A 17,371-nucleotide genomic window follows, 5' to 3' on the forward strand; every position below is an offset into this window, starting at 1 on the left:
AAATTAATGAATAGCGCTGATATAATCTGACAAAATACGAATATCAGTATCTGATAGTTTCGATGCAACCGTCTGCATCATACCCATCTCACCTTCTTTCGCTGCATCATTGACCCGTTTTTGCTCATCACTATCGATATCATCAACACGACCAGCGGCACGGAAAAGTTTCAACTGAGTCGAGATATATGCTGCGTGTTGGCCACCAAGCTTTGGAAATGCAGCCCAAGTATTACCTGCCGCATCTGGACCGTGACAACCAGCACAACCGATGACACCACGCGATTTATCACCACCTAAAAATAATTTAGAGGCCTCTTCGTTGGTTACAGGATTACCATAACCTACGCCCCAAGGCGCTTGACTGGCATAATAACCTGCAACATTGGCCAAATCTTGCTGAGACAAAGCAGCAATTTGTGATTGCATGATGCCGTTTTTACGGTAACCCGTTTTAAAGTTGACTAACTGTTTGTAAAGATATTTTACGTTTTGGCCACCTAGGTTAGGCTGGGCAGGGACAACGCTAACACCCGTCAAACCATGGCAAGCAGCACAGACAGTTTCTGCGATTTCCTTACCAGCATTAACATCGTATTCAGGAACAACAATAGCAGCTTGTACGCTGAAACTTGCAACGCATAAGCTGGCAGCAGCGATTAACTTTTTCATTGATACAAATCCTACTAGCTCGGCGTAAGCATTATTAAGAGTGATTGCACTGATAAGACGCCTGATACAAACCGTCCTATAATTAGCACAGTAGGTATATAATTTAAGGTCTTGGACACAAACAGTCTGAAAGTACTTACTAACATCAGGGTTTATTTTCGATTATTATAGCAAGACTTTGTAGCATTTGCCTACTTAATCGTTACATCGTCAGTTTTTCTAACCATATGAGCTTCCAAGTAATCTGAGCAAACTCACCTCACTACAAAAAATAAAAAGCGCAAAAAGGTAAAAACCTAGCGCTTTTTATTTTTATAATCAAACTATCTCATTGAAACCACAAACCTACTATTCACTCATGTATTCAATAAGCTTGCGATAGTCGTCGTCACTGCAGTTGTCACACAGTCCACCCGCAGGCATTTGGATCATACCACCTTTAACGGAATTGATGAGCGTTGGCATGCTTTTTTGCTCGATAAGCTGCTGCCATTTAGCACTATCACCTTTTTTAATGGCATTTAGCGCCCCACTATCGTGACAGGCTGCACATGAGTTATCATAGGTAGTGGCAATATCAGCAGCATTAGCTCCTGTCATAATGATACTGCTTAATAATAATACAGCACTGCGACCTATTAAATGACAATAAGTCTTGCTTAAAAGTGTGGTGATTGAAGACATAGAACACCTCCTTTTGACATTTCTTAGTAAAGATTGTAACAATGTATGTCATTTAAATACAGATAAATATAGTTGAGCTTTGGTAATGCGTTTTCTGAGGACACTACTCACTTACGGTTATGATTTATTAACCTTAAAACCTTTTATGATTTATATAATGCTGCTAATCACAGTTATTTCAATAAGTAAGACCACTAATAGTATAGAATGGTCAGTAACGTAAAACGACTGCCTTCACATCTAATTAACTGAAAATTTACGACCATATTCAACTTTTTGAAGAGTAATGAGCCATTTATGAGTACCCCGTTTACAGACGTCGCCACCGAACATACATTGTTCAATACCAAATCCCGTCAAAAAATTCAACAAACTGAGTTTATGATGTCAGCACCTACTTTTCGTCTCTGTCCACCTGACATGGGGTTAGAGGTTGCCTTTGCTGGACGTTCAAACGCTGGCAAATCCTCTGCCATTAACGCTTTGACCAATCAGCGCCAATTGGCACGTTCGTCTAAGACACCTGGACGTACGCAGATGATTAACTTTTTTAGTATCGGTGATGCCGATAGACGCTTAGTTGATTTACCTGGTTATGGCTACGCAGCGGTGCCGCTTGAGATGAAAAAAGAATGGCAGGTTGAGCTAGAAGAATATTTGGTATCACGCACCAGCCTTGCAGGTTTGGTACTTATGACGGATATTCGTCATCCACTAAAATTCTTTGATGAGCAAATGCTACGTTGGGCCAATGATGGCGAACTACCTGTCCATATCTTGTTGACTAAAGCAGATAAGCTAAAGTACGGTGCATCTAAAAACGCCTTGCTAAATACTCGTAAAAGGCTAAAAGAACTTGGCTTGAATTGCACTATTCAACTATTTTCGGCATTAAGAAAAGAAGGTCTTGATGAATTAGCTGGTATTATGGGCAAATGGTATGAGTATCAGCTTGATGCAGACAAAATTATTGAGTCCTCTTTTGCCTTACTTGAAGGCGAAGAGCTAGAAGAGGCCATTGAAAAAGATAGCTCTCAAAAAGAAAACACTCAAAAACCAAGCAAATAGTTATTATAATCTTTCATAAAAAAAGGGCTTATCATCGTTATTTATGATAGGCCCTTTTTTGTTGTCATAGACAATCATATTGCCGCTGCACTCTCAAATCACTAAAACACTCAAACTGACATTATCCGCATAGAATCTCGGCCAGCGCTGCTGGTGTGTCGACCTGATAAGTAGGTTGCTGCGCGGCGAGCTCAGCACTAGAAGCTGTGCCGTAATTGACCGCTATACTGGTCATACCAAGTTGCGTTGCCATTTGAATATCATAAACACTGTCACCGATAAAAACCGCATCAGACACTTGTTGCTGCGTATTATCTAAAATATCTATCAGCATTTGCGGATCAGGTTTCGACCCTGCTTCATCAGCACAGCGCGTCATCACAAAATAATCATGGCTTTTAGAAGCATCTAATACCCGGTCTAAGCCTTTGCGCTTCTTGCCTGTAGCAACCGCCAGCTTTTTACCTTGCGCTTGCAAGGTCTGTAACATATTTTTTGTAGGAGCGAAAAGTGGCGTACTGTGGCTGTTGGCAACATAGTGATCTGCATAGCTTTGTTGAATGGCAAGCTTTTGTGATGTATCTGCCTCAGGATATAAAATATCAATCCCATTCATTAGACTAAGACCAATGATGTCTTTTACTTCTTTATCTGTCGTTTGGAATCCATGCGCCTCTCCTGCGATATGCATAGATTCAACGATTAAGCCGATGGAGTCCATCAGGGTTCCATCCCAATCAAAGATAACCAGTGTCTTATCTGATAAACGATGATTGATTGATAGCGGAGAAGTTGTAGCCGATGCTAGCGTACTGGCAGCAGATTGTTCACTCATGAATAAGCCTTAGCGAATAGCGATGATAAATAGCGCATATGAATGCGGATACAAAAACGTCACGGCGACTTATTAGAAAAATAAGAGTTCGTGACGTTTAAAGTTAATGCTCAAAAAATTTGGCTTGTCATTTTATTCGGGCAGTTTGGTTTGCTCTGGTAGCCAGTCTGCCATGTCATCTGGTAGTGGTGCGGTAATGGTTTCATAACCTGGGATATCTAAGCGCCACGCATGTAGACACAGACGATGAACACCTGACTTGTCATGCACGTTATATTTATCATCACCTAAGATTGCATGGCCAATATGAGCTAAATGCACACGTATTTGGTGAGTGCGCCCTGTCAGAGGTTTGGCTTCGATTAAGCTCACTGGCTGATCAGCAATCGTAAAACGATTATGAACGATAATATCTGTCTGGCTTTCTTTGGCTTGTGGGTCTTGCGCATCGACTTTGACTCGGCGTTCACCACTAGCGACTGTATAGCGTAATAATGACGCATCGATACGTTGTTCGTTTAGCGCAGGCTGCCCTTTTGCGATACATAAATAATGCTTTTGGATGGTTTTGTCTACCAGATGCTGCTGCAATGCCTTTAGCGCTGAACGCTTTTTAGAAATCATCAATAGACCCGACGTATCTTTATCAATGCGATGTATCAGCTCTAGGTATTTTTTACCAGTGACTTCACGCATGGCTTCAATAACACCAAAGTCCAAACCACTACCACCATGAACAGCAATACCAGAGGGTTTATTTAGCACTAATAAACCGTCATCTTCATAGACCACGCGCGCTAGTAGGCTTTTGGCAAACTCTTCACTAATAATGGGCTTTTCGCGGGTAGCGAGTACCACTGGCGCGATACGTACCACGTCTTCACGCTGTAGTCTATCATGCGCTTTACAGCGTTTATTATTAACCCGAACCTCATCAGAGCGAATCATTTTGTAGATATGCGATTTTGGTAAACCTTTCAACCGGTTCAGCAAAAAGTTATCCAAGCGTTGATCGTGCTGATGGCGAGTTACTTCGAGATAATTCACCTTGCCAAAGTTACTGATTTCGTCATCAGCGCTTTGCGGGCGTGTTTTGCTATTAAAAATAGCAGGTGCTTCGTGGATAGGTACATCTTCAGTCATTTTTGAGTTCGCATTTTTAGTTAGGTATTTACACAAAGATTTGCTATAGTTTAACATGTTGAACGACGATTAAGCAGAGACTGCGGCAATAATCATTGTTGTTTCAGAGAGTTCATTACCATTTTTGCTACTTGCTAGCAACAAGGTATAGGCTGTATGCCCTGCCAAGATTGTCCCTTTCATCTAATTTTCGGGCGCATTATGTATTTAGGACGATCATTTACAGATACTTCTAGATATTGCCCCATAAATTGAAAAACTGCACTGATGTTATTCAGTGCCACAAAATAAATAGTGACACTAACTAAATACCTTTGTGTTCGTAAATTCAACGCTTATAAAATTGGCAGAACGCCTTTTTATTAAGCTCGAATACTATTAAACGCAAATGACACTTAAACGCAAATGACACTAAATTGACTCACAACCTGCATGACAACGACTTTTTTGATAATTATTCATTATTTAATGACTGATTATCTGATGATTCTTTAGACAAGCATAGTTGAGCAAGTATGGGTGATTTAGTATTAGGGTCGATAAATATATCGATAGCTGCCCAAGTATTAGTGGTCAAACAGATAACGATAAGCAAGATATAAATACAGCACCACACCAATAGTTTGGTCATTTATTCTGTTTGCCAAGTACGCCCCGCTGATAATGAGAGCCGCGAGACCTAACTTTACAACTAAAACACCCAAGATATTATTGACGTTATACCAGTCAGAACGACAAATACAGAGTGACCAATTGCTTTACCTAGAGAAATAACTGCTGACCACTACTACTTAATCATAGTACTGATAACAGCGATATTATTGTTAGACTTTGAGAGATTGATTGCAACAGCCAGATTTTTTCGATATCAAGATGTTAAGTCAGTAACTGACCGTCGCCCACTCTTACAAAGTGCGCTGACATAGCTACCAACTAAACCTAATGATACTGAAACTTTAATCACAAGCTGGGCTATTAACATTTAGACCAAACCTATCAATAATAGGATATAAACACATAGCCTTACACCCTATAAAATTTATATTTACATTAGCACTGCTAAAAAATTTAGGTAAAAATAAGCCATTGAAAAGCCTACGTGCTTTCTTAAATACCTCAGTGACGTTCTACTGTTAACTAACATCTACAAATGCTAATTTAAAATACTAGCCACACTTGCCATTATGCTCTAAAGCCCATCTTGTCGTTGTTGTGCGTACTCATAGGATATAAATATGAAACGCATTTTGATCAACGCAACTCAAAACGAAGAGATTCGTGTCGCCTTATGTAAAGGCAATCATCTGTATGATTTCGACTTAGAAAATCGTACGCGTGAACAGAAAAAATCTAACATCTATAAAGGTCACGTAACTCGTGTCGAACCATCACTCGAAGCGGTTTTTGTAGAGTATGGCTCACAGCGCCAAGGGTTTTTGCCAATTCGCGAAATCTCTACCGAATATCTAAGCGGCAACCCACGTGATGAAAATATCAAAAAACTGATTAAAGAAGGCGACGAACTCATCGTTCAAGTCGAAAAAGAAGAGCGCGGCAATAAAGGCGCTGCCCTATCGACTTACGTATCATTAGCAGGACGTTATCTGGTATTGATGCCAAACAATCCTCGTGGCGGCGGTATCTCACGTCAAATCTCAGGCAAGCTACGTGAAGACATGAAACGCATGCTGGGTAATCTTGATTTACCCAAAGGCATGAGTGTCATCATTCGTACTGCAGGTATTGGTAAAACTCAAGAAGACTTGCAACACGATTTGAACCACTTGCTCAATATCTGGCAAGCCATCCAAGAACAAAACCAAAAATATCCATCACCGCGCTTGGTTCACCAAGAAGCAGGCGTCGTCACACGTGCTGTTCGTGACTATCTGCGTGATGACATTGCTGAGATTTGGATTGATAACGAAAACGCATACGTCGAAGCGGCAGGGTTTATCGATGCAGTGATGCCAAAACAAGCCGAAAAACTGCGCAAATATACCGATTATGAGCCAATGTTTTCGCGCTTTAATATCGAAAAACAAATCGAAACAGCTTATCAGCGTGAAGTTCGTTTGCCATCAGGTGGTTCAATCGTCATCGACCAGACTGAAGCACTAGTATCTATCGATATCAACTCAGCCAAGTCTACCAAAGGTTCAGATGTTGCTGAGACTGCTTACCATACCAATCTCGAAGCAGCCGATGAGATTGCTCGTCAGCTACGTTTGCGTGATATGGGTGGTTTGATTGTTATTGATTTTATTGACATGAATGACAACAAGCATCAAAAAGAAGTCGAAAAACGTCTCATTGATGCCACCAAGTACGATCGTGCCCGCGTACAGTTTGGTGATATTTCTAAGTTTGGTTTGATGGAGATGAGCCGTCAGCGTTTGCGTCCTTCATTAGAAGAGTCAACTGGCTATATCTGCCCACGTTGTCACGGTAACGGTATGATTCGTGATCTGCGCTCATTATCGCTATCGATCATGCGTCAAATCGAGCAAATCGCGCTAAAAGAACGTCAAGGTGAAGTACAAGCAGAAGTGCCAACTGACATCGCCGCATTCTTATTAAATGAAAAACGCGATAGCTTAGTCTATCTTGAACAGGACAGTGGTACTCGTATCACTATCTTGCCACATGCGCATTTAGAGTCACCAAACTTCAAACTGCACTTTAACCGTGACGGATTTGCTCCTTCAAGCTATGAGCGTATTACAGATACTCAGCAACAAGAACATAGCGATCTTGGCTACAACGTGGACTGGCAAACTGCTGAAAAAGAGCGCCCAGAACAGCAGCCAACTCGCCAGCCTCGCCAAACGGCAGCCAATAAAGCCACTAATAAACCAACCACAACGGTTGAGCACAGTAATGATCGTCGCAACAATAAAAGTGCTAGCAATGTTTCATCTGCACGTGCACCGCAAGCCAGTAAAAGCCAAAGCGTTGCAGCGCCAACGACTACTCCAGTAGCCACACAACCTGCAAAGGTTGAAATAACAGCCCAACCACAAGCAGTCGCCTGGTTATCCAACCTATTTGCTCAAGCGCCTCAAGCAACGACAACGACTAATGTCAGCAGTCGTGATGCAGCAGAAGCCATTGAAGCACTGGTGAATAACGGCGCACAAAGCTTAGGTTCATTTGGTCAAGTTGATAACAGTGCTTTGACTAATGCGGCAGATAACGCGCAAGCGACTCAGCAAGACCGTCATCAGACAAATGATAGTCAATCATCAAATAACAACACCAATAATCAACAGGCGCGTCGCAACTCAGACAACAACACTGAGGACGGTCATAACGAAGACAGAAGAAGACGTAAGCCTCGCAAGTCTAGATCATCTAAGCCGCGTCAAAGAAAAGAGCAGACAGATGAGACAAACAACAACACAGGCAAGGATACAGATAATAATACGTCAAATGATGCCGCAAACAACACTGAGGACAAACAATCTAGCAATCAAGACAAACGTCAACAGGGCAATAAACGCACGAACGATCGCAATCGTAACAGTCGTCAAGATAGCAATGCTCAAAACGGCAACCGTCAACACAGTAACCGTAATGCAAGCGAACGCAATGAGACTACTGATAAAGACAGCAGCCCAACAGATGAGCAAGCTCGTAATAAGCGTAAATCGCATAGCCAGCGCGGCTCACGTGGAAAGTTAGAGCGCGGTGAAACACTCACGGCTGATAATATCAAACAGCAAGCAGCTTCAGGTAATAATGGCAGCAAAAACCAAGCGAATACACGCCGCAATCAAAACCCTAACGAAGTGGTTCTACAGGTCAACGAAGCACCTGCTGCGCTTAAACCATCAGAAGTTGTGCATTTGTCTTTAGATGATAGTAAATCGACTCAGACAAAGTCTCAAGCTACTGAAAAGCAAAGCTCAACAGATGAGGTTGCGAAAGACAAGGTAGCAAAAGCGTCTAATGCTCAAGCGCAGTCTAATCACAGAAACACTAATAAAAAAGTGACTGATGATAAGGTTGCGGCTGAAAAAGCGACTGCTAACAACGCTGTAGAAATCAGTGAAGATAAGGTTGATAGCACGGCTAAAGACGATAGTCAGAACAATACCGTGAAAGCCAATGCTAATACTGATGTCAAGGAACCTGTTGCAGGTGAACCGTCCGTATCTAAAAGTGATAAGGACAGCGCATCTGACGACACTGTGAAGCCAGTAGTTGCCCAAGCAAATAGCACGCCAGTAGCAGATAAGCATCAGGAAGCTACTACTAAGGGTGATGATGAGGATGACAATGCTCAAAAGGCTGATAATAGCGTAAAATCTAGCAATGATAGTGACAATACCAAGAGCAAATCCGCACTTGATCTGACACATGAAGCATTGTTTGCCACACGTTATGTGACTGCTGAGAAGTTTGGTAAGGCCAGTAACGACCCTCGTGTTGTGCTTAGTCAACAGGCGCAATCACAGGTGATGCCAGAGCCTAAAGTCAACGAGCAAGCAGTAGCAAGCATACCTGCTATTCACGGTACGGTTGGCGAGTTTATTCGTGCAACGTTGCCAGAAGCACAGACTCGATTGACAGCAGATGGCGTGATTAATTGCTTTATCGAGACCGTTGCTTTACACATAGAGCAAGCACAACGTGCTGATAGTGATGCAAATGTGAGCGCCAATAATGGCAGCGAGCTTGCGAGTCAGAGCTTTGACTTTAGCAACTACGGCTATCAACCATTAACAGCTGATTATCTATCACGCTTCGAGATGATGACCCAAGCTGTCAATCAATTTGCAGCAGCCCCAGGGAAGACAGACGTTGAGCCTCGCACCGTTAGCAAGCGTGCCAGTAATGATCCACGTGGTCAGCATCCTGACTATCAGCAGCCAGCCGTATTAGATGCCCATCAAGTTGAGGCAACGGCCCTATCGAATCAAGATCAAACTGATGATATCAGTGCTGATAGTAAGCAGCTGCTAGCCACCGATAAAGCACTATCAGAAGTTGACAGCCAGCAACCTGATGTAGAGAGCGCTACTGAAAACGTAGATGCCAAAAATGCTGCTGAAGCGACCGCTGATACTGCTATCGAACAAGCACTTGAATCTAAAGTAGAAGAACCTACTAAAGAGGAGATTCAGGCGGAAAAGTCAAAAACGACAATAGCCAGTTACAAAAACATGATCGAAAACGTAGCTGAGCAACTGCTACCACAGACTGGTATGTTTAATCTGACCACGCCAAAAGTACCAAAGGCTCGCACTCGTAAGCCTAAAGCAGATCATAAGAAGCCAACGCAAGCAGAACAGTTGGATGCTGATGATTCAGACAGCTAATTGCAATACATTACTGTAAGCATAAAAAAAACCCGCATATTCTATAATATGCGGGGTTTTTATTAAGTAGCATTTCATCTATAGCAATACTAGTGAGCCGCAGAAGCGTTATCACCACGCATGTTATTAATAGTAGTGATGATAGCCAAAACAATCGCACCAACCACAAAACCAATAATGCCCTGCAATAGCATAAGAACTAAACCCTCTAATATTCCTATTTTACCCGCAATGTCCTCTAAAAAATGCTCTAAAGGCGCAATACCATGAGAGAGAATACCTCCCCCCACTAAGAACATCGCTATCGTGCCAGCAACAGATAAAAACTTCATTAGCTTTGGCGCAGCAGATAGCATAAACTGACCGAGCTTGCGGCTGCTAGCACTAGCATCTGGCTTCTCAATCAAGTGCAAACCTGCATCATCAATTTTGACAATACCTGCAACCAAACCATAAATACCAACAGTCACAACAAATGCAACAATAGAGAGCACAATACCTTTTTCTAAAATATCTGCTCCTGCGGCGGTTACCGCACCTAAAGAGATGACTAATATCTCAGCTGATAAAATAAAATCAGTACGAATAGCGCCTTTAACTTTCTCTTTTTCAAATTCGACCATATCGACATTATCATCTGCATTTGCCGCCCTTCGTGCTTCATGCGCTTCATCATGCGGCAATAACCTTGGCCAAAACTTATGAATGACCTTCTCAGCACCTTCATAACTCAAATATAGGCCACCAATCATCAATAAAGGCGTGATTAACCAAGGTATAAAATAACTAATAAGCAGTGCAGCTGGTACTAATATAAGCTTGTTGACAAACGAGCCTTTAGCAACTGCCCAAATAACAGGCAGTTCACGGCTTGGCCTAACGCCAGTTACTTGTTCAGCATTGAGTGCTAAATCATCCCCCACCAAACCAGCTGTTTTTTTAGCTGCTATCTTAGTCATGACAGATACATCGTCCATCAATAGGCTAATATCATCAAGTAATAATAATAAACTGGCACCTGCCATGTGTAGTCCTTATCTGCATTTTTTGAGGTAAATAGTTCTATACAAAGGATTATTATATAGAATCTTATAGAATAATGTTAAATACTATAAAGCGTATTAAATACCCTAGCGATACGAGCATAAATATTAAATAGTACAAATGTATCCTATTTTTAAGACTCACTTGTTTCTATACGACTATTGTCATGCCTTTTATTTACCGATATAGCTTACTAGCCCGTGGCTATTATTTATTATAAATATGTTAATATAGTCGGAATTACCGTTTACTTGACATTATCAATATTTCTCTATATCTCCTTAATATTCAAAATCTTAAGGAGTTTTGCATTCATTATCATACGTATACTATTATTAGCTCCATTCTCAAAACAAATTTATGATTAGGCACGATGCCTATAGGAAACCCGTATGTCGCTTCCCTCTATCAAAAGCACCACCTCGCAAAGTCGCTTTTCTCGTACTCTTTTCTCTCGTTTTATGATGAGTACTCTACTGGTTGGCATCGCTGCTGGCTGCTCAAACAATGCTGCCGATGCCACCAATAATACCAGTATTGTCAGCAACGCAGAGAGCAACGTCAGTGCTGATAAAACGTCAACGGATAGCGATGCTACAGTGGTAGAAGCATTACAAGCCAACTTAAATGCTTCTGGTATCGAGGAAAACATCATTTCAGCAGTACCAACGGATATGGATGGGATTTATTGGGTAACGGCTGAAGGTCTGCCACCTTTCTTTACTGACAAAGTAGGTAAGCACATCATTCAAGGGCAAATCATTGCAGTCGGTGAACAAACTCCTGTAGATATTAGTGCGGCACTGGTTGCTAGCACGGCCCAAGAAGCGTTAAAGGCAGTCGACAAAAAAGACATGGTTATTTACCCAGCAAAAGGTGAAACAAAATCAATTATCTATGCCTTTACTGATGCAGACTGTGGTTACTGCCGTAAGCTGCATTCAGAAATAGACGATATCAATGCGCGCGGTGTCGAAGTGCGTTACTTAGCATGGCCACGTAGCCAACAGTCAATACCAAAAATGGAAGCGATTTGGTGCAGTGAAGATCGCAAAGCGGCAATGAATCAAGCAAAAACAGGCGCCAATGTGCAAGCGCCTAGCTGTGCAAACCCTGTACAAGAGCATATGGCCTTGGGTGCAAAACTCGGTGTGCGTGGTACCCCAGCTATCTTTACTGAAGCAGGACAACAAATTGGTGGCTATCTACCTGCCGCACAATTGGCAGAAGCCGCTGGCGCTAACTAAGATTCATTGTATGCGTTAATCATTATTGATATCTATACTTGCTAGCAGATAGTTTTAGAGATAAGAACGATGAGCGGTATTACTATAAATAGTAAACTAGGTCATGTTTTCATTTTAAAAATGGAAACATAACGGTGGCGATATTGTGTAGACGTCAGAACTGCTTGTCGGTATGATACGATAAAACGCTATGAAAAATCTGCAGCATACTACTTTTATTTGAGTACTTTTTATTCAACTATAATGAAGTCACGATAGCACTACTACTGTCAAAGTACGCTTATTACTATTAGTAAATTTGACCTGTAATAGTTTTGCACTTGATTCATTATATTTAACCTCTTGAGGATACTGTGAGCAATTCCATCAAACTAGCGATACTTGGTCTGGGCACTGTCGGCACTGGCGTGATCAATCTTATTAATGACAACTTAGCTGAGCTAAAGCGCCGTAGCGGCCATGATATTATTATTACCGAAGTTGGTACGCGCCGTCAGCGTGATGATATTGATCCTAATATTATTCAAAACAGTGACTTGATGGCAGTGGCTGCAAGCGATAATGTCGACATTGTTATCGAAGTGATCGGTGGTACTACTTTAGCTAAAGATGTCATCATGCACGCTATTAAAAATGGCAAACATGTCGTCACTGCAAACAAAGCACTATTGGCTGAACATGGCAATGAAATTTTTGCATTTGCAGAAGACAATAACGTCCATGTCGCCTATGAAGCAGCAGTGGCAGGCGGTATTCCCATCATTAAAGTAATGCGTGAAGCGTTAGCGGCCAATAAAGTCAATTGGCTTGCAGGTATCATCAACGGAACTGGCAACTTCATCATGACCGAAATGCGTGATAAAGGTCGTCCGTTCTCCGATGTGCTGAGCGAAGCACAAGAGCTAGGTTATGCTGAAGCAGATCCAACGTTTGATGTGGAAGGTATCGATGCGGCGCATAAACTCGCCCTACTCGCCTCTATTGCATTTGGTATCCCATTACAGTTTGATAAGGTCTACTGTGAGGGCATCACTGGTATTACCTTGCAAGATGTGAACTATGCTGAAGAGCTTGGCTACCGTATCAAGCATTTAGGCTTTGCTGTACGCCGTGATGGTCAGGGTGACAATGCCGCCGCTGGCATCGAGTTACGTGTACATCCAACGCTTATCCCGCAAAATGCGCTATTGGCTAATGTCAATGGCGTAAAAAATGCAGTCTTGGTCAACTCTCATCCACTTGGACAAACGCTCTATTGCGGGGATGGCGCTGGCGCTGGGGCGACGGCTTCTGCAGTCATGGCCGATGTCATGGATTTGGTTCGCGTGTTAGGTAACAAAGATGGCGATGAGCAAGACAGCAACAATCAAAACAACCACGGGCATCATGTACCGCATCTGGCATTTATCCCTGAGCAATTATCAGACACACCAATATTACGCGCTGAGCAGATGACGACTGGTTACTATCTGCGTGTACATGCCAGTGACAACCCTGGGGTATTGGCCGATATCACTCGCATCCTAAGCGATGCTGGTATCAATATCGATGCGATTTTACAAAAGCCTGCACATAAAGTTGGTCAAGTCCCAGTAATTATTCTGACCTTACCTGTGGTTGAGAGTCAGATGAACTTAGCGATTGAAAAAATTGAAAACTTAGAAACCATTACTGATAAAGTAGTACGCATTCGCTTAGATGAGCTAGCATAAAACTAAGTAACTGAAACTGCTGCTCACCTATCTGCGTTTGATAATGAATAAATGTTTGATTTTACTCAGCGTAAAATACTCTCATTTAAAATACGTAAAAGGGAATAATAAAAATGTCAAATGATGCAATTGTAATTTTAAACGGCGCACGTACTCCAATGGGCGGCTTCCAAGGTGCCTTAAAAGATATGAGTGCGACAGATCTTGGAGCCGCTGCCATTAAAGCTGCGGTCGAGCGCTCAGGTGTTAGTAGTGATAACATTGATGAAGTTATCATGGGCTGTATCTTGACTGCAGGTCTGGGTCAAGGTCCTGCCCGTCAAGCAATGCGTAAAGCAGGTTTGTCTGATGCAACTGGTGCTCTCACTATTAACAAACTGTGTGGCTCAGGCCTAAAAGCAGTCATGCAAGCACATGACGGTATCAAAGCAGGTAGCTTCAATGTCGCGGTTGCAGGTGGTATGGAATCAATGACCAACGCACCCTATATCCTGCCAGGCTCACGTGGCGGCTATCGTATGGGACATAAAGAGGTCAAAGACCATATGTTCTTGGATGGTTTAGAAGATGCTGAAACTGGCAAGCTGATGGGTAGTTTCGCTCAAGAAATGGCGAATGAAAAAGGCTATACGCGCGAGCAAATGGATGAGTTTGCTATCGAATCTCTCAATCGTGCACTAACAGCTATCAAAGATGGTCACTTTGCAGATGAAATCGAAGCGGTTACCTTTAAAACTCGTAAAGGTGAGCAAACGATTGATACTGATGAGCAACCACCTCTTGCCAATGCCGATCGTATTCCTACCTTACGCCCAGCATTTGCCAAAGATGGTACCATCACTGCGGCAAACGCTAGCTCGATATCTGATGGTGCTGCCGCCGTGGTCGTCATGAAAGAATCGCAAGCGCAAGCTGAAGGTTTGGATTACCAAGCACGTATCATCGCTACAGCATCCAACTCTCGTCATCCAAGCGAATTTACCATTGCACCAATCGGTGCGATTGAAAAAGTACTGGCTAGTGCTGGTTGGTCGGTGGCCGATGTCGACCTATGGGAAATCAACGAAGCTTTTGCGATGGTTACCATGGCTGCGATGGACGAGCTAAAAATTGACCATGCCAAAGTCAACGTAGAAGGTGGTGCTTGTGCACTGGGTCATCCAGTAGGCTGTTCTGGTGCTCGTATTTTAGTCACGCTGATTAACTCTCTAAAACGCACTGGCGGTAAAAAAGGCGTTGCCACCTTATGTATCGGTGGCGGTGAAGCAGTGGCAGTTGCCATAGAACTGGCTTAAGGCGGATTTGTTAAATATAGAATTGCTTTGAGCATTAGAAAATTCTTAACATTCAAAAACCCGCAGTGTATCAAACACTGCGGGTTTTTTATGTCTATCTACTCTCAATACCCTCAAAACATTACTCTCTGTAAAAACACGTTAATGTATACCCCCACCTATGTTATGCCATTTACAGCCTATTACACGCAATTACTTCAAGTGCACACTTTGCTACCTTGCTCATATATCTCATCAGAAATCCTGATGTTAGGATTATTACAAGTCGATATAGAGTTTTCTTATGACTTATTAAGTAATTGATTATAAAAATATTTTTCTTGAAGATGTACTATTATTCAAATAACTATTAATAATTATCCCATAAAATAATTAACTCATAAAAAAGGAAGACAACAATGAGCCAACTAATCCGTTTAAAAGATATCCAAGCAACTCACCATGACCTTATTGGTGACGACTATTATGATCCAACAGGCAAAACTGCATATGGTGTCAATGAAGACAAAGTCGGTAAAATTGAAGGTGCGTTGGTAGAAGATACCACTGGCCGTATCCGTTATCTCATTGTCGATGCAGGTGGCTGGTTCAGCTCAAAAGAAGTACTAGTACCAGCAGGTCTCGCTCGTATCGTTGGTGATGATGTATTCTTTGATAGCTTAACCAAAGCTCAAGTAGAAGCTATGGAAGTATATGATCATGACTATCAGTATAGTTATAAAGATCAACATCAAAAAGATCGCCAAGCCTTTGTCGCTGATAGTGTTCCTGCTGCAGAGCGCATGGAAATCGCTGATCATGCCTATGAAGCACCAAATACCCTAGAGTTACTAGAAGAGCGTCTAACTGTCAATAAAGACCGTATCGTCGCTGGCTTAGTTAAAGTCGGTAAGCATGTGGTCACTGAAGAGCGTAATGTCGATGTCGAGCTAGAAGAAGAGCATGCCAATATTCAACGTACCAATGTCGACCGTCCGACAGACCGCCGTATCGGTGATGTAAATGGTGATGAAACAGTTGAAGTCGAGTTACAAGCGGAACGTGCACGCGTTGGTAAAGATACCTATGTGTCAGAAGAGGTCAATGTTGGTAAAACAACCGACCGTCATACCGAAACTATCGTTGAAACCATTCAGCGTGAAGAGTTAGACGTTGATCGTGACGGAAATGTGGTCGACCGTGAAGGCAATGTCATAGATCGCGAGGGAATCACTGCAGAAGACGTACGCCGCGCACGTGATCTGTAATACACTACACCACCACATTATTTGACTGTCATTACAACTAAATGAAATCTAGATAAAGATAACAGTCACAAGTAGCTAAGTTTAGCTATTTAGGTTTTTCTATTTAGATTTTCGCTTAGAAAATTAAGATCAGGGTATAACTCTGGTCTTTTTTTTGCTCAGCTTTTACTCATTCATATAGTTGAGTCCAAATAATTTCGATACAAAAAAAAACCGAGTGCAAGCTATACATTAGTATGGTCAGCGAGGATGACGATGTAGCAGATTTATATGGGTTTGACTATCTAAGCCATGTTAAACATTGCTGATAAAACGCCCGCAAAAAATAATAACGTTAAATGAACCAAATTTTTCAATACTCGCCCTCCATTCCTGTATAACTATAAATATTGCTCAATTATAAGGAAACGATGATGACCACTAATAACAATAAAGACAAGCGCCTAGACAGATCAGACAAAAATCAAGTTTTACCACCTGATCAACAAACTGACAAGAAAGACATCAGTGATGAAAAAAAAACTGGTTATTTAGAATTGCTAGAAGAACGTCCAGTCATTAACAAAGAACGCTTGGATGTCGGAAAAGTCACGGTCACTAAGCATGCGCGCACTAGAACCGTTGATGTACCCATCGAGCTAGTAGAAGAATACCTTACCATTCGCACTGAGTTCAATGATGCAGAAAGTCAGGACCTATTGTCTGGTGATTATGACAAACAGGATATATTGCGTCATGTTGAACCATCATTGGACAGTAAAGCCGTTATCACCATTAATGGTAAGCAAATACAAATCGGTGATGACCCTATCGAAATGGTCTTGTCTCGCCAAGTAGCTACCATTATGAAGGAAACCTATACTGTCCAAGAAATAGATATCAGTAAAACCACGCATACTCATACCGATACCATTCAAGTAGCGCTGAAACATGAAGAATTGGATGTACGAGAAGAAGGGTTTTTAGATCATGAGGATAGTAATACCATGCACAAAAATTAGAGTAGCAAGGAAAACGAGTGCAAGTACTATTCACTGTAGACTAAGCAAGTTTGACACTGCTAATCGTATTTTTTGGGATTGGTATAATACGCATAAGTA

13 protein-coding genes are annotated in these 17,371 nt (G+C 42.0%); 7 read left to right on the forward strand and 6 right to left on the reverse strand.

What is annotated here, in order from left to right; genetic code table 11:
* Positions 1–3 precede the first annotated feature (3 nt).
* Together ACT3RN_RS01325 and ACT3RN_RS01330 are read right to left on the reverse strand one after the other, a co-directional pair.
* The gene (locus tag ACT3RN_RS01325; protein WP_442072919.1) at positions 4–672 is read right to left on the reverse strand and encodes a c-type cytochrome; all 669 of its coding nucleotides are present in this window, start codon (positions 670–672) and stop codon (positions 4–6) included.
* Positions 673–1,020: 348 nt separating this feature from the next.
* Positions 1,021–1,356, reverse strand: a complete 336-nt coding sequence (locus ACT3RN_RS01330; protein WP_192519144.1) for a c-type cytochrome — start codon at positions 1,354–1,356, stop codon at positions 1,021–1,023.
* A 297-nt stretch (positions 1,357–1,653) separates the two neighbouring features.
* On the opposite strand from ACT3RN_RS01330, the gene yihA reads away from it, so the two are divergent.
* Positions 1,654–2,424, forward strand: a complete 771-nt coding sequence (gene yihA / locus ACT3RN_RS01335; RefSeq protein ID WP_442072920.1) for a ribosome biogenesis GTP-binding protein YihA/YsxC — start codon at positions 1,654–1,656, stop codon at positions 2,422–2,424.
* Positions 2,425–2,545: 121 nt separating this feature from the next.
* Here the strand turns inward: yihA and ACT3RN_RS01340 are convergent, their stop codons facing one another.
* From ACT3RN_RS01340 to ACT3RN_RS01350, 3 genes are all read right to left on the reverse strand, one after another.
* Positions 2,546–3,259: an HAD family hydrolase gene (locus tag ACT3RN_RS01340; RefSeq protein ID WP_442072921.1), complete on the reverse strand. Its 714-nt coding sequence runs from the start codon at positions 3,257–3,259 to the stop codon at positions 2,546–2,548.
* 132 nt (positions 3,260–3,391) lie between these two features.
* A complete protein-coding gene (locus tag ACT3RN_RS01345) occupies positions 3,392–4,402 on the reverse strand; it encodes an RluA family pseudouridine synthase (protein ID WP_442072922.1) in 1,011 nt (336 codons plus the stop codon).
* Positions 4,403–4,856: 454 nt separating this feature from the next.
* Positions 4,857–5,033, reverse strand: coding sequence for a hypothetical protein (locus ACT3RN_RS01350; protein ID WP_444518397.1), 177 nt, complete (start codon positions 5,031–5,033; stop codon positions 4,857–4,859).
* A gap of 604 nt (positions 5,034–5,637) precedes the next feature.
* On the opposite strand from ACT3RN_RS01350, the gene ACT3RN_RS01355 reads away from it, so the two are divergent.
* Positions 5,638–9,726, forward strand: coding sequence for an Rne/Rng family ribonuclease (locus ACT3RN_RS01355; RefSeq protein WP_444518398.1), 4,089 nt, complete (start codon positions 5,638–5,640; stop codon positions 9,724–9,726).
* Positions 9,727–9,815: 89 nt separating this feature from the next.
* Here the strand turns inward: ACT3RN_RS01355 and ACT3RN_RS01360 are convergent, their stop codons facing one another.
* Positions 9,816–10,751: a DUF808 domain-containing protein gene (locus ACT3RN_RS01360; RefSeq protein WP_192518131.1), complete on the reverse strand. Its 936-nt coding sequence runs from the start codon at positions 10,749–10,751 to the stop codon at positions 9,816–9,818.
* A 480-nt stretch (positions 10,752–11,231) separates the two neighbouring features.
* Here ACT3RN_RS01360 and ACT3RN_RS01365 point away from each other — a divergent pair, with 480 nt between their 5' ends.
* The 5 genes from ACT3RN_RS01365 (at position 11,232) to ACT3RN_RS01385 (ending at position 17,272) form a co-directional block, all read left to right on the forward strand.
* Complete coding sequence (locus ACT3RN_RS01365; RefSeq protein WP_413038418.1) at positions 11,232–12,017, forward strand: DsbC family protein; 786 nt, start codon at positions 11,232–11,234, stop codon at positions 12,015–12,017.
* Positions 12,018–12,370: 353 nt separating this feature from the next.
* Positions 12,371–13,729: a homoserine dehydrogenase gene (locus tag ACT3RN_RS01370; RefSeq protein ID WP_442063384.1), complete on the forward strand. Its 1,359-nt coding sequence runs from the start codon at positions 12,371–12,373 to the stop codon at positions 13,727–13,729.
* A gap of 113 nt (positions 13,730–13,842) precedes the next feature.
* Positions 13,843–15,024: a thiolase family protein gene (locus ACT3RN_RS01375; protein ID WP_192991856.1), complete on the forward strand. Its 1,182-nt coding sequence runs from the start codon at positions 13,843–13,845 to the stop codon at positions 15,022–15,024.
* Between the two features lie 398 nt (positions 15,025–15,422).
* Positions 15,423–16,271: a DUF2382 domain-containing protein gene (locus tag ACT3RN_RS01380; protein ID WP_444518399.1), complete on the forward strand. Its 849-nt coding sequence runs from the start codon at positions 15,423–15,425 to the stop codon at positions 16,269–16,271.
* Positions 16,272–16,684: 413 nt separating this feature from the next.
* The gene (locus tag ACT3RN_RS01385) at positions 16,685–17,272 is read left to right on the forward strand and encodes a YsnF/AvaK domain-containing protein (protein ID WP_444518400.1); all 588 of its coding nucleotides are present in this window, start codon (positions 16,685–16,687) and stop codon (positions 17,270–17,272) included.
* Positions 17,273–17,371: the final 99 nt, after the last annotated feature.

This window comes from Psychrobacter sp. AOP5-GZ1-6 (genome assembly GCF_052376345.1).
Taxonomy (GTDB): Bacteria; Pseudomonadota; Gammaproteobacteria; order Pseudomonadales; family Moraxellaceae; genus Psychrobacter.